The organism is Intrasporangium calvum (assembly GCF_028446585.1).
Taxonomy (GTDB): Bacteria; Actinomycetota; Actinomycetes; order Actinomycetales; family Dermatophilaceae; genus Intrasporangium; species Intrasporangium calvum_A.
The window spans coordinates 17,169-30,075 of record NZ_JAPFQL010000041.1 but is presented as its reverse complement, the minus strand read 5'-3'; the positions used below and the strand labels follow the sequence as shown (position 1 = coordinate 30,075).

At 70.8% G+C, this 12,907-nt stretch carries 12 protein-coding genes; 10 read left to right on the top strand and 2 right to left on the bottom strand.

All coding sequences use genetic code 11. The features are described 5' to 3' along the window. Positions 1-30: 30 nt before the first annotated feature. Both OO014_RS10750 and OO014_RS10745 read right to left on the bottom strand, forming a co-directional pair. Positions 31-1,146, bottom strand: a complete 1,116-nt coding sequence (locus tag OO014_RS10750) for a 2-oxoacid:ferredoxin oxidoreductase subunit beta (RefSeq protein WP_272462314.1) — start codon at positions 1,144-1,146, stop codon at positions 31-33. Further along, the gene (locus OO014_RS10745) at positions 1,143-3,041 is read right to left on the bottom strand and encodes a 2-oxoacid:acceptor oxidoreductase subunit alpha (protein WP_272462313.1); all 1,899 of its coding nucleotides are present in this window, start codon (positions 3,039-3,041) and stop codon (positions 1,143-1,145) included. The genes OO014_RS10750 and OO014_RS10745 overlap by 4 nt, the downstream gene beginning before the upstream one ends. A 457-nt stretch (positions 3,042-3,498) precedes the next feature. Here OO014_RS10745 and OO014_RS10740 point away from each other — a divergent pair, with 457 nt between their 5' ends. The 10 genes from OO014_RS10740 to OO014_RS10695 are packed head-to-tail and all read left to right on the top strand — an operon-like array spanning position 3,499 to position 12,885. Continuing rightward, positions 3,499-3,858, top strand: coding sequence for an NADH-quinone oxidoreductase subunit A (locus OO014_RS10740; protein WP_272462312.1), 360 nt, complete (start codon positions 3,499-3,501; stop codon positions 3,856-3,858). Next, a complete protein-coding gene (locus OO014_RS10735) occupies positions 3,858-4,496 on the top strand; it encodes an NADH-quinone oxidoreductase subunit B (protein ID WP_272462311.1) in 639 nt (212 codons plus the stop codon). Before OO014_RS10740 ends, OO014_RS10735 begins: the two co-directional genes overlap by 1 nt. Next, complete coding sequence (locus OO014_RS10730) at positions 4,493-5,053, top strand: NADH-quinone oxidoreductase subunit C (protein WP_272462310.1); 561 nt, start codon at positions 4,493-4,495, stop codon at positions 5,051-5,053. The genes OO014_RS10735 and OO014_RS10730 overlap by 4 nt, the downstream gene beginning before the upstream one ends. Then, complete coding sequence (locus OO014_RS10725; protein WP_272462309.1) at positions 5,050-6,018, top strand: complex I subunit 1/NuoH family protein; 969 nt, start codon at positions 5,050-5,052, stop codon at positions 6,016-6,018. The genes OO014_RS10730 and OO014_RS10725 overlap by 4 nt, the downstream gene beginning before the upstream one ends. Then, positions 6,015-6,962, top strand: a complete 948-nt coding sequence (locus OO014_RS10720) for a NuoI/complex I 23 kDa subunit family protein (protein WP_272462308.1) — start codon at positions 6,015-6,017, stop codon at positions 6,960-6,962. The genes OO014_RS10725 and OO014_RS10720 overlap by 4 nt, the downstream gene beginning before the upstream one ends. Next, on the top strand, positions 6,959-7,477 hold the full coding sequence (locus OO014_RS10715) for an NADH-quinone oxidoreductase subunit J (RefSeq protein WP_272462307.1): 519 nt from the start codon (positions 6,959-6,961) through the stop codon (positions 7,475-7,477). Before OO014_RS10720 ends, OO014_RS10715 begins: the two co-directional genes overlap by 4 nt. After that, complete coding sequence (gene nuoK, locus OO014_RS10710) at positions 7,474-7,908, top strand: NADH-quinone oxidoreductase subunit NuoK (RefSeq protein WP_272462306.1); 435 nt, start codon at positions 7,474-7,476, stop codon at positions 7,906-7,908. Before OO014_RS10715 ends, nuoK begins: the two co-directional genes overlap by 4 nt. Further along, positions 7,905-9,812 carry an NADH-quinone oxidoreductase subunit L gene (locus OO014_RS10705; protein ID WP_272462305.1) on the top strand — a complete coding sequence of 636 codons (1,908 nt, stop codon included), beginning with the start codon at positions 7,905-7,907 and terminating at the stop codon, positions 9,810-9,812. Before nuoK ends, OO014_RS10705 begins: the two co-directional genes overlap by 4 nt. Then, entirely contained in the window at positions 9,803-11,329 is a 1,527-nt protein-coding gene (locus tag OO014_RS10700) for a complex I subunit 4 family protein (RefSeq protein WP_272462304.1), read from the top strand. The genes OO014_RS10705 and OO014_RS10700 overlap by 10 nt, the downstream gene beginning before the upstream one ends. Further along, on the top strand, positions 11,326-12,885 hold the full coding sequence (locus tag OO014_RS10695; protein WP_272462303.1) for an NADH-quinone oxidoreductase subunit N: 1,560 nt from the start codon (positions 11,326-11,328) through the stop codon (positions 12,883-12,885). Before OO014_RS10700 ends, OO014_RS10695 begins: the two co-directional genes overlap by 4 nt. Positions 12,886-12,907: the final 22 nt, after the last annotated feature.

Genomic DNA, 12,907 nt, shown 5'->3' with positions numbered 1-12,907 from the left:
CCCCACGTCCTGGTGCTCGTCAGGCACGGATCATGCCGACCCGCTGACCGTCCAGGTGTCCTTGCCGGCGAGCAGGGCGTCGATGTCGGCGTCCGTGATCTCACCAGTGCGGGCGGCCGCCACCTGGTCCCTGAGCATGTCGTCGTAACTGGGCCGGCGCACGTTGCGGAAGACGCCCATCGGCACGGTGGACAGCTCAGGCGAGTCCAGCCGGGAGAGCGCGAACGCGCCGGCGGGGCTCTCGGCGGCCTCGTCGTGGATGACGATGCGGGCCGGGTCGGCCTCGGAGCGCGGCACGACCGTCATGACACCCCGGTCGTCACGGACCACGACGCGCTGGTCCTCACCGTCACCGGCCACGACCTCCTGGCCGTCGTTGAGGTAGAAGATCCGCGCCTGCGCCTCGGTGCGGTCCTTGAGGACGTCGAAGGCGCCGTCGTTGAAGATCGGGCAGTTCTGGTAGATCTCCACGAAGGCGGACCCGCGGTGCTCCGCTGCGGCCCGCAGCACCGAGCTCAGGTGCTGCCGGTCGGAGTCAAGCGTGCGCGCCACGAACGTCGCCTCGGCACCCAGGGCCAGGGACACGGGGTTGAAAGGCGTGTCGAGCGACCCGAGCGGGGACGACTTCGTGACCTGTCCCGTGCGAGAGGTGGGGGAGTACTGGCCCTTGGTCAACCCGTAGATCTCGTTGTTGAAGAGCAGGATCTTGAGGTTGATGTTGCGGCGCAGCGCGTGGATCAGGTGGTTGCCGCCGATCGACAGCGCGTCACCGTCACCCGTGACGACCCACACGGACAGGTCGTCTCGGGCGGAAGCGATGCCGGTGGCGATGGCCGGCGCGCGCCCGTGGATCGAGTGCATGCCGTAGGTGTCGAGGTAGTACGGGAACCGCGAGGAGCAGCCGATGCCGGAGACGAAGACCATGTTCTCGCGCTTGATGCCCAGCTCGGGCAGGAAGCCCTGCACGGCGGCCAGGATGGCGTAGTCGCCGCAGCCGGGGCACCAACGGACCTCCTGGTCCGAGGTGAAGTCCTTCTTCGACAGCTTCTCGCCCTCGCCGAGCGGGGGCACGTGCCCCACCCCGCTCAGGGGCTGACCGGTCACGGGACTCCCGTTGGTCGGCAGGCCGAGGTCGGTGATGCTCACTTGGCCATCTCCTTCATGCTCTCGGCGACGGACGGGCGGGCCGCCTTCGCGATGACGTCGGCGATCTCGCTCGCCTGGAACGGCAGGCCCCGCACCGCCGTGTGCGACTGGATGTCGACGAGGTACTGCGCACGCAGGAGCATCGCGAGCTGGCCGAGGTTCATCTCGGGGACGATGACGCGGCGATAGCGGCGGAGCACCTCGCCGGTGTTGGCGGGGAAGGGGTTGAGGTGCCGCAGGTGGGCATGCGCCACCGGGGTGCCGATGGCCCGGGCGAGGCGGACACCCGCGGCGGTCGGGCCGTAGGTCGAACCCCACCCCAGCACGAGCACCTCGGCCTCGCCGCTCGGGTCGTCGACCTCGAGGAGCGGAATGCTGTCGGCGATGCCGTCGATCTTCGCCTGCCGCAGCCGCGTCATCTTGTCGTGGTTGTCGGGGTCATAGGAGATGTTGCCCGTGACGTCGGCCTTCTCGATGCCGCCGACCCGGTGCTCCAGGCCCGGGGTCCCCGGGATGGCCCACGGACGCGCCAGCGTCTGCGGGTCGCGCTTGAAGGGGTGGAAGACCGGCTCGCCGTCGGCCGTCACGTCGTTGGGCTCGGTCGCGAACTCGACTGTGAGGTCGGGCAGCTCGCTCGTCTTGGGCAGCCGCCACGGCTCGGAGCCGTTGGCGAGGTAGCCGTCGGACAGGACGATGACCGGCGTGCGGTAGACCGTCGCGATCCGCACCGCCTCGATGGCGATGTCGAAGCAGTCGGCCGGAGTGGCCGGCGCGAGGACGGCCACCGGGGACTCGCCGTTGCGGCCGAAGAGCGCCTGGAGCAGGTCGGCCTGCTCGGTCTTCGTCGGCAGTCCGGTCGAGGGTCCGCCGCGCTGGATGTCGATGACGACGAGGGGCAGCTCGAGCGACACGGCCAGGCCGATGGTCTCGGCCTTGAGGGCGAGACCGGGGCCGGACGTCGACGTGACACCGAGGGCCCCGGCGAAGGAGGCCCCGAGGGCCGCCCCGACACCGGCGATCTCGTCCTCGGCCTGGACGGTCACCACGCCGTAGCGCTTGAGCCCGGCCAGCGTGTGCAGGATGTCGGAGGCCGGCGTGATCGGGTAGGAGCCGAGGAAGAGCGGCAGCTTGGCGCGGTGCGCGGCCGCGACGAGCCCGAGCGACAGCGAGACGTTGCCGGTGATGTTGCGGTAGTTGCCCATCTCCATGGGTGCGGGAGCCACCTCGTAGGACACGGAGAAGTCCTCGGTGGTCTCGCCGTAGTGGAAGCCGGCGTGCAGCGCCGCCACGTTGGCGTCAAGGATCCCCGGGCGGCCCGCGAACTTCGCCTTGAGGAAGCTCTCGGTCCCCTCGAGCGGGCGGGTGTAGAGCCAGGAGAGCAGGCCGAGGGCGAACATGTTCTTCGCCCGTTCCTTCTCCTTGCGGGTCAGGTCGGTGAACTCGGCCAGCGCGTCGACAGTGATCGAGGTCAGCGCCACCGGGTGCACGTGGTAGCTCTCGAGCGAGCCGTCCTCGATCGGGTTCGCGGCGTAACCGACCTTCGCGAGATTGCGCTTGTTGAACTCGTCGGTGTTGACGATGATCGTCGCACCGCGCGGGAGGTCGCGCAGGTTCGCCTTGAGGGCGGCGGGGTTCATGGCCACCAGGACGTCCGGCCGGTCACCCGGTGTGAGGACGTGATGATCGGCGAAGTGCAGCTGGAAACTCGACACGCCCGGCAGGGTGCCCTGAGGGGCGCGGATCTCCGCGGGGAAGTTCGGAAGGGTCGACAGGTCGTTGCCGAGCAACGCTGTCTGAGAGGTGAACCGGTCGCCGGTCAACTGCATGCCGTCGCCGGAGTCCCCGGCGAAACGAATGACCACGCGATCGAGCTTCTGGACCAATTTGGTGCTCATGCTCTGCGACGTCCTAAGCGCTTCTAGACACTGGCCGGGGGGCTTCCCAACGAGCCACTACCCATGCTAGGACCCGAAACGTCGATCTTCGTGCAGGTTGTCATTTCGCGAACACATGGCTTCACAGACGGGCGTGACACCGCTAACATCGCCAATCCGGTAGCCGGCGGTCACAGCCATCGCTCAGGGGGAGTGGTCGAGAGGCATCGCCCGTTCTCCCCGGCCGAGGGCGCCTCTACATCGTGGACACGCGACAGGAACCGAGCCGGTGGCCAACCTCGTCTACGGCGGCCCGCAGCGAAACCGCCTCTTCATCACGGCCGGACGCTCCCTCTCAGGGCGCGTCACGTTCAACGGAGCCGCGGATCCACCCTCCGCGACGTGATCTAGCCGACAACGCGACACGGGTTGCGGGCCACCCCTTCCCTTCGCATCGCGCGTCGCTAGGCTGACGGCCATGTCCGGTTATGTCGTCGTCGCCGCCGTCCTCGGAGCTGGACTGCTCCTCGTGACAGCGGCGATGATCGCGCGACGGCTGTTCGCGCCGCACGTCCCACACGAGGCCAAGCTGACCACCTATGAGTCGGGCGTGAACCCGGTCGGTGAGGGCTGGGCGCAGACGAAGGTGCGCTACTTCGTCTTCTCCTTCCTCTACGTCGTCTTCGCCGTCGACGCGATCTACCTCTTCCCGTGGGCGCACGTGCTCCGGTCGCCAGACCTCGGTGTCGCCAGCCTGGTCGAGATGGCGATCTTCATCGGCGTCATCGTCCTCGGTCTCGCCCATGCGGCCCGACGCGGGCTGCTGAGGTGGGTGTGATGTCGGAGCCGATCGGACTGCCGATGCCGACGGTGCGTCCCGTCGAGGGACGGATGGGAGTCCTCGGCGAGCACGCGCCCAAGCCGATCAAGGTCCTGCTCAACTGGGGCCGGCGCTACTCCCTCTGGGTCTTCAACTTCGGGCTGGCCTGCTGTGCAATCGAGTTCATCGCCACGTCGATGGCCCGCCACGACTTCATGCGGCTCGGCGTGATCCCCTTCGCCCCGGGGCCCCGGCAGGCCGACCTGATGATCGTCTCCGGCACGGTGACGGACAAGATGGCTCCGGCGATCCGGCGGCTCTACGACCAGATGCCCGAGCCCAAGTACGTCATCTCCTTCGGGGCCTGCGCCAACTCGGGCGGGCCGTACTGGGACTCCTACTCCGTGACCAAGGGCGTCGACACCGTCATCCCGGTCGACGTCTACGTGCCCGGCTGCCCTCCGCGGCCCGAGGCCCTGCTCCACGGCATCATCCGCCTCCAGGAGCAGATCGCGCAGGAGCGGCTGTCCGCAGCGAAGGTGCGAGGGCGCTACGCCGGGACGCGGCTCGCCACGGCAGGGGACGTGAGCCGTCCCCTCGTGGGCAAGCCGGAGACCACGCCCGCTGCCAGTGAGCCGGCAGGGGACGCATCGTGAGGGTCAGCGCGGTCCGCGAGGTCCCCTTCGGCGAGTGGTCCTCCACCGTGCTCGCCCTGCGCGACGAGGGCTACTCCTTCTTCGACTGGCTCACCGCCGTCGACCAGACAGACAGCACGCCCGACACCCCCACGGACGGGGAGGCGCCGGCTGACGCCGCGGTCGCCGGTTACGACATCGTCTGCCACCTGATCCGGGTCGGCACGCCGGGCTCCCTGGAGTCGGTGCTGCTGCGGACCCGCGCCCCTGAGGGGCTGCCGGTGCCGTCGGTCACCGGAGTCTTCCCGGGCGCGGCCTGGCACGAGCGTGAGACCTTCGAGATGTTCGGGATCGAGTTCGACGGCTTCACCGATCGTTCGGGAGAGGGGCTGCGGCCGCTCCTGCTGCCAGACGGTTTCGAGGGATATCCGCTCCGCAAGTCCTTCGTCCTCACGTCGCGCGCGTCGAAGCCGTGGCCCGGGGCGAAGGAGCCGGGCGAAGGCCATGGCGGCGGGGCTCCCAGCCGCCGCCGCGTCCAAGCGCCCGGTGTGCCCGGGCCGGAGTGGGGACCACGATGAGCGAGGGCTGGAACGTCCTGGAAGTGGTGCTGCGGGCGGTGGCGGTGCTCGCCGCCTTCCTCGTCCTGCCGTTGTTGGTGGGACAGACCGAGCACAAGGTGATGGCGCACATGCAGGGCCGGCTCGGCCCGATGTACGCGGGTGGGTTCCACGGCTGGGCGCAGCTGGTCGCAGATGCCGTGAAGTTCATCCAGAAGGAGGACATCACGCCCGCGCGAGCCGACCGTGGCGTCTTCCGGCTGGCTCCCTTCGTGGCCCTGATCCCCTACCTCGTGGCGATGGCCGTCGTGCCGTTGTCCCCGACCATCGTCGGGGCGGACGTGCCGGGCAGCGCGCTGCTCGTCCTCGCCGCGACGGGCGTCGGCATCATCGGGACGCTGATGGGCGGCTGGGCCTCCGCGAGCAAGTACTCCATGCTCGGTGCGATGCGGGCCGCTGCCCAGCTGGTCAGCTACGAGCTGCCGATGGTCCTCGCGGTGGCCTCCGTCGCGCTGGCCGCCGGCACCCTCTCCATGGTCGGGATCGCCGAGGCGTGGACGCCGTGGTGGCTGCTCTGGCAGGCACCGGGTGCCTTCGTCTTCCTCGTCGCCGCCCTCGCCGAGCTGCAGCGGCCCCCGTTCGACATGCCGATCGCCGACTCCGAGCTCGTCTTCGGCATCTTCACCGAGTACACCGGGCTGCGGTTCGCCTTCTTCCTCCTCGCCGAGTACGCCGGCATCGTCCTCTTCTCGCTCATCTTCTCCGTGCTGTGGCTGGGCGGCTGGGCGGGACCCTTCGAGGCCGGCCTCGGGTGGCTGTGGACGATCCTCAAGGCCTACGCCATCGCGGTGCTGATGATCTGGCTGCGCGTCTCCTGGCCCCGGCTCCGTGAGGACCAGCTCCAGCGGCTCGCCTGGGTCTGGCTCGTCCCGATCGCGCTGCTCCAGCTCGCGATCACGGCAGTGGGTGTGGTGATGATGCGATGACCGAGCGCACGCAGGCCGAGCAGGTGAACCCCGAGCCCGTCGAGCCAGTCCAGCCCGTAGGCGGCGAGGCCCAGCCCGAGGAGACCCGAGTGACGGCACCCCGCCCCAAGGAGACAGCACCCGCCCCGGGGACCAAGCCCAGCGGCATACTGCCCGGTCTCGTCAAGGGGCTCGCGGCGACGGCGCGCACGCTGACCCGCCACGCGCACACGGCGGAGTACCCCGACGTCATGCCGAAGCTGCCGCCCCGCACCCGCGGCGTCATCGCGCTCACCGAGGAGAACTGCACGTCGTGCATGCTCTGCGCGCGCGAGTGCCCGGACTGGTGCATCTACATCGACTCCCACAAGGAGGAGCTCCCGCCCACCACCCCAGGTGGCCGCGCCCGGCAGCGCAACGTCCTCGACCGGTTCGCCATCGACTTCTCCCTCTGTATGTACTGCGGGATCTGCGTCGAGGTGTGCCCCTTCGACGCGCTCTGGTGGAGCCCCGAGTTCGAGTACGCCGAGCTGGACATCCGCGAGCTGATCCACGAGAAGGACCGCCTCGGTGCCTGGATGGCCACGGTGCCGCCGCCCGCAGCGCTCGACCCGGCCAGCGCCGAGCCGGCCGAACTGGTCGCCGCCTCCAAGCCGCCCCGGCCGGTCCGACCGGCCGCAGGCGAGGACGAGGCAGCGCCTGCGCGGGTACGGCCGGCCCGTCCCGCACCCGGTGAAGGCGGCCCACCCGCTGCGCGACCGCGCCGGGAGGCGCGTGCGGCCACCCCGGCGGCCACGCCGACGGACACGCCGACGGACACGGCGACTCCGCCCACCGCGCCCATCCCCACCGACCCGGCCCCGACCGCGGTGCTGCCGGCGGCTGATGCCACTCCGTCCGGCGATGCGCCTGCTGACGCCGGCCCGGCTGACAACCCTCCGGCTGACAAGGATGGTGGGGCATGACCTCCCGCGAGATCGCCTTCGTGGTCGTCGGCGCCATCACCGCCCTGTCCGCCCTGCTCGCAGTGACGACCAAGCAGGTCGTGCACGCGGCCCTGTGGCTGCTCGTGTCGCTGGGAGCGCTCGCCGGCGCCTACGTCGTCCTGGGCCAGGAGCTGGTCGGCATCGTCCAGCTGCTCGTCTACGTCGGTGCCATCGTCGTGCTCGTCCTCTTCGCCCTCATGCTCACGCGGGCCCCCATCGGCCGCCACCCCGGGATCGACACGCCGCGCTGGGAGCGGTTCCTCGCGGCCGCCCTCGGCGGCGCCACGACGGCATTGCTCGCGTCGGTCCTCCTGCCGATGTTCGCCTCGGCCCGCGTCTCCGAGGACGCGCCGGCCACCCCCGCAATCGGTGAGGCGGTCTTCGGCACGTGGGTGTGGCCGTTCGAGCTGCTCTCCGTGCTTCTGCTGGTCGCTCTCGTCACGGCGTTCGCCGTGTCTCGCATCGTGCTGCACCACGAAGGGGAGGCGCCATGAGCCTCGTCTACCCGGCCGCGCTCGCCGCGCTGCTGGCCGGGATCGGCGTCTACGGCGTCCTCGCCCGGCGCAACGCCGTCCTCATGCTGATCGGTGTCGAGCTGATCCTCAACTCAGCCAACCTGCTCTTCGTGACGGCCGGTTCGCGCTCCGGGGTGCCCTTCGCTGCCGGCCCGGTCCTGGCCCTGTTCACCATCACGATCGCTGCGGCCGAGGTCGTCGTCGCCCTGGCGATCGTCCTCGTGATGTTCCGCCGGTTCGGCCACATCGACCTGACCGCGGCGCCCGACCTGACCGACGAGCCCGAGCGTGAGGAGCCGGCGGACCCGATCGCGTCGGCAACCGCGGGCGACGCCAGCCCGGCGGGTCTGTCTGCGGGCGACGAACCGGCAAGCGTGCCGGCCCGCCCTGTCGCGGAGGAGGTCTCATGACCTGGGTCGTGCGGCTCATCGTGCTGCTGCCCGCGCTGGCCGGCCTCGCGGGGCTGCTCACGCGGCGCCGGCGGGCCGTGTCGGCCGGCATTGCCGTCGGCACTGCGACGGCGGTGGCGCTGCTCGCCCTCGCCCAGTGGGCGAACCCGCTGCGCACCGCCGACATCGACTCGTTCGGCGGCCTGCCCCTCCTCGACCTCAGCGTGCCGCTCCACCTGCTGTCCGACCGGCTCTCCGGGCTGGTCAGCTTCGTCGTCGCCGTCGTCGTCCTCGCCATCCAGGTCTTCACCGTCTGGTATCTCCGCGAGGACAAGCGCTACGGCCAGTTCTCGGCGACGGTGTCGCTCTTCGCCGCGGGGATGCTCCTCGTCGTGCAGTCGGCCGACCTGGCGCTGACGCTCGTCGGCTGGGAGATCATGGGCTGGTGCTCGTGGCTGCTCATTGGCCACGACACGGAGCGTTACGCAGCGCGTCGGGCCGCCTACAAGGCCTTCATCGTCACGCGCTTCGCCGACATCGGCATGGTCATCGGGCTCGTGGCGCTCGCGGTGCGGGCGGGCAGCACTGACCTGCTCGACGTGCTGACCGTCGCCGAGAGCGACGGACTGCTCACCGTGGGCCTCATCGGCGTGCTCATCGGGGTTGCCGGCAAGTCCGGCCTCTTCCCGTTCCACGACTGGCTCCCTGACGCGATGGAGGGCCCGACCCCGGCGTCCGCCCTCATCCACGCGGCGACCATGGTCGCGGCCGGCTCCTACGTGGTCGCGCGCTTCTTCCCCCTCTACGCCGTTGACGACGCGGCCCGGCTGCTCCTCGCAGTCCTCGCCGCCGTGACGATGGTGTATGCCGCTGTGCTCGCTTTCGCGCAGAGCGACGTCAAGCGGTTGCTGGCCTACTCGACGCTCAGCCAGATCGCGATCATGCTCGGTGCCCTTGCTGCGGCACCGGTGGAGGTCGGCGCCGCCCCGGCGATCTCGCACCTCATCGGCCATGCCTTCTTCAAGGCGCTGCTCTTCCTCGGCGTCGGCTGGCTCGCGGTCCTGGCGGGCGGCACCGCTGTCGCGAAGCTCCGGGGCCAGCTGCGGCCGCGCGGCGCGCTGCGCTGGTCCATCGCCATCGGTCTGGCGGCGCTGGCCGGAATCCCACCCTTCATCGGCTTCTTCACGAAGGAGACCGTCATCGACGCTGCCTTCGAGGGCGTGGCGGAGGGGGTCGGGATCGGCGCCTGGCTCGTCCTCGTCGCCCTGCTGGTCACCGTGGTCCTCACCGCCGCCTACTGCACGCGCGCGTGGCTGCTCCTCGACGGGCCGCTCCAGGCCCGCGGGAGCGGATCGGCCACCGACTCTGCCGCTGCCGAGCCGGGAGACGCTGACACCCTGGCGCCCGAGCCTGCCGTTGCGGGGAGCCACGGAGCGGGGCACGCGGACCACGCGCCGATCACGCTGCCCGCGGCGCTCTCTGTCGCCGCCCTCGCCGTCCTCAGCGTGGTGGGCACGCTCTTCCTGCTCGGAGTGAAGGACGCTGTCCACGTCGGTCTGTCGACTGCGGTCCTTTCCGTCCTGCTCATCGCGGGAGCGGCCCTAGCCGTGTGGGTCGCCAGCCGGCGCGGACACGACGACGCCGCCGACCGGCTGCCGGCTGCGGTGCTCGCCGCCGCGCCGCGTGGCTTCGGCGCCGACGGGGTCTATGCCCGGTTCGGGCTGGGCGTGGTCGCGCTGGCCCGAGTGGTCGTCATGCTCGACCGGGACGTCGTCGACGCCTATCCCCGGGCGACGGCGGTCACGGCGAGAGGCTTGGGTCGCATCGGGGAGCGGGCGCACCGGGCGATCCCGTCGCTCGCCCTCGTCGGCCTGGTCGTCGGTGTGGGCCTCGTGGTCGGACTGGGGGTGGCGACGTGGCTCTGACCCTCCTTCTCCTCGTCCCGCTCGTCGCGGCCATCGTCCTGCTCGCCATGCCGGCGGCTGCCGCACTCGACCGCGTCATCTCCCTCGGTGCCTCGGTGGTGACTGCGGCTCTCGGCATCTTCGTCGTGTGGGCCGGTGACAGCGTCGACGTGCCGTGGATCCGCAGCCTCGGGATCCGCTGGCACTTCGCTGTCGACGGCATCTCCGCTGCGCTCGTCCTGCTCACCGTCCTCCTCGTCGTCGGGGTCGTGCTCCACGCACTCGCTGGCCCAACGCCCTCGGGTGGCTCCCGTTCGACATACCTCGGCGCGATCATGCTCGTCGAGACGGGCGCCCTGGCGACGTTCCTGGCCCGTGATGCGATCCTCTTCTTCATCGCCTTCGAGGTCGTCCTCGTCCCGATGTGGTTGCTCATCCGCAGGTTCGGCGACGACCACGTCGCGGACGAGACGCGCGCTGACGCGGCCGGGCGCTTCGTCCTCTTCACCGTCTTCGGCTCGACCCTGATGCTCATCGGCATCCTCTTGCTCGTCTCGCACCAGGGGACCTCGGACCTGGAGGCCCTGGCGCGCATGCACGGTGCGGGGCTGTCGCACAGCCTCGAGGTCGCCATCGCGGCGATCCTGCTCACCGGGCTCGCGGTGAAGGTGCCCCTGTGGCCGCTGCACACCTGGCTGCCGTCCGCCCACACCATCGCCCCCACGGCCGGCTCGGTGCTCCTCGCGGCCGTCCTGCTCAAGATGGGCACCTACGGCATCGTGCGCCTCGCCGTGGCGGCCGTCCCCGAGGGCGTCATCGCGCTGAGCCCGATCCTCGCCGTGCTCGGTGCGGTCGGCGTGATCTGGGGAGGGCTCGCCTGCCTCGTCGAGCGGGACCTCAAACGGCTCATCGCCTACAGCTCCGTCGCCCACATGGGGTTCATCGCCATCGCGCTCGCCTCCGGCAGCCACACGGGCCTTCAGGCGGCGCTCTTCGCCAACATCGCCCACGGCATCGTCTCCGCCCTGCTCTTCTTCCTCGTCGGGGACCTCAAGGAGCAGTGGGGTTCGGCTGACCTGTCGACGCCGCGGGTCGCGCTGCGCGACCGGGCGCCTCGCTTCGGTGTGGCCTTCGTCTTCGGTCTCGCCGCCGCCCTCGGGCTGCCGGGCCTGGTCAGCTTCTGGGGCGAGTTCCTCTCCCTCTACGCTGCGTGGTCGCCGGCCGAGGGCGTCAACGTCGGGGTTCTCCGCGGCACGGTCGTCGTCGGAGCGATCGGGCTGGCACTCGCGGCGGCCTACTCCCTGCGCGTCGCCCGGATCCTCTGGGCCGGTGAGGGCGCACCCGAGACAGCGGGCGAGGTCACGCCTGCCGGGGCGCGGGAGGCGGCCAGCGAGGTCGTCGTGGACGAACGAGGCATCCGCTGGGGTGTCGTCCTCGTCCTCATCGCCGTCATGGTCACGCTCGGCGTCCTGCCCCACCTGCTGCTCACCATCTCCGAGATGGATGCCGCTGCTCTCCTCACGGGGGTGACTCGATGAACAGCCTCGAGATCGACTACCTGGTCCTGCTGCCGGCGTTGATCCCGATCGCCGGGATCGTCATCATCCTCGTCGTCGACCTGGTCAACCCGAGCCTGCGCCAGCTGCCCTTCGCCGTCGCGGGACTGGCGGCGATCGGTGCCTCGGTCGCCACCTACCCGGGTCTGGACCAGGTGCGTGGTGACGCGCAGGCGACGCTCTGCGTCCCCGTGGGGGGCTGGGTCGGCCTCAACCAGGGCCTCCAAGGACTGCCGCGGACCTGCTTCTGGCAGGCGGACTCGTTGACGAGCTCGCTCCAGCTCGGGGCGGGGATCGCGACGCTCGTCGTCGTGCTGCTCGCGTGGCCCCGGACGAGGGCGCGCTCGGTCACCGAGGGCACCCGCGAGCCGATCATGGCGATCCTGCTCCTCACCGCGTTCGCCGGCACCATGGTGGTCGCCGCGAGCCGCGACCTCGGGACCTGGCTCATCGGCCTCGAGCTGGCCACGCTCCCGGTCATCGGTCTGGTCGCGTTGTCCGGGCGGAGGGGAGCCGTCGCCGGCGCCGTCCAGCTGCTCGTGACCTCGCTCGTGTCCTTCGCCCTGCTCGTCCTCGGTGCGGCGCTCTGGCTCGTGGCGACGGGCAGCCCGATGCTCGACGCCAATGCGGCGCTCGTCGGGGAGGGCTTCCAGTCCGAGGCCGCCTCCTCTGCCCAGGTCGCGTGGCCGGAGGCCTCGACCGCGATCCTCGCGCTCGCCGTGGTCCTCATGATCGCGGGCCTGGGGTTCAAGCTGTCGCTCGTGCCGTTCCACGCGTGGACGCCCACGGCCTACTCCGGGGCCACGGTCCCGGTGGCGACCTTCCTCGCCACGGTCTCCAAGATCGGGGCGCTCGCCGCGCTCGTCGTCATCCTCCGTGCCATCACCGTGGTGGGGGCGTCGGCCCTCGCTGCCATCGCCCTCCTCGCGGCCCTCAGCATGACGGTGGGCAACCTCATGGCGCTGCGACAGAACGACGTCGTGCGGCTGCTGGCCTGGTCCACGGTCGCCCAGGCCGGATGGGTCGTGCTGCCGCTGGTGAGCGTGTCCTCACTCGGCAACCGCGCCGCGGGCACGTACCTGCTCACCTATGTCATCGCGACGTCGGTCGCCTTCGCCGTGGTGGCTCTCATGCTCCGGGAGCGGCCGGGGTCGGGTCGGACCATCGACGCCTACGAGGGACTGTGGCACCGCAGTCCCTGGCGGGCCGGGGCGCTGGCCCTGGCTCTCACGTCCTTGGCCGGGCTGCCCCCGGGCATCATCGGTCTCGTCGGCAAGGTCGTGGCCCTGCGCCCGGTCGTCGTCGAGGGCTGGATCTGGCTGGCCGTCATTGCCGCGGCGAATGCCGTGCTCGGTGTCGCGGTCTATCTCCGCTGGCTCAAGCCGGTCATCTCGACGACCGAGGCGGCCGAGACGGTGCAGCCGACGACCCGCGGACCGGGAAGCCGTCGCGTCATCATGGTCGGTCTTGCGTTGAGCTCGGCGTTGCTCGTCGTGGTCAGCGTCCAGCCGGACGTGCTCCTGCGCCTGCTCGGCTGAGGCGGGCCCTCGCCGACCGCCC

Bases quoted from the DNA above. Each gene is read 5' to 3' on its own strand.
- OO014_RS10695 (WP_272462303.1), top strand. From the start codon at position 11,326: ATGAACAGCCTCGAGATCGACTACCTGGTCCTGCTGCCGGCGTTGATC.
- OO014_RS10725 (WP_272462309.1), top strand. From the start codon at position 5,050: ATGAGCGAGGGCTGGAACGTCCTGGAAGTGGTGCTGCGGGCGGTGGCG.
- OO014_RS10715 (WP_272462307.1), top strand. From the start codon at position 6,959: ATGACCTCCCGCGAGATCGCCTTCGTGGTCGTCGGCGCCATCACCGCC.
- OO014_RS10735 (WP_272462311.1), top strand. From the start codon at position 3,858: ATGTCGGAGCCGATCGGACTGCCGATGCCGACGGTGCGTCCCGTCGAG.
- OO014_RS10740 (WP_272462312.1), top strand. From the start codon at position 3,499: ATGTCCGGTTATGTCGTCGTCGCCGCCGTCCTCGGAGCTGGACTGCTC.
- OO014_RS10745 (WP_272462313.1), bottom strand. From the start codon at position 3,041: ATGAGCACCAAATTGGTCCAGAAGCTCGATCGCGTGGTCATTCGTTTC.
- OO014_RS10705 (WP_272462305.1), top strand. From the start codon at position 7,905: ATGACCTGGGTCGTGCGGCTCATCGTGCTGCTGCCCGCGCTGGCCGGC.
- OO014_RS10720 (WP_272462308.1), top strand. From the start codon at position 6,015: ATGACCGAGCGCACGCAGGCCGAGCAGGTGAACCCCGAGCCCGTCGAG.
- nuoK (WP_272462306.1), top strand. From the start codon at position 7,474: ATGAGCCTCGTCTACCCGGCCGCGCTCGCCGCGCTGCTGGCCGGGATC.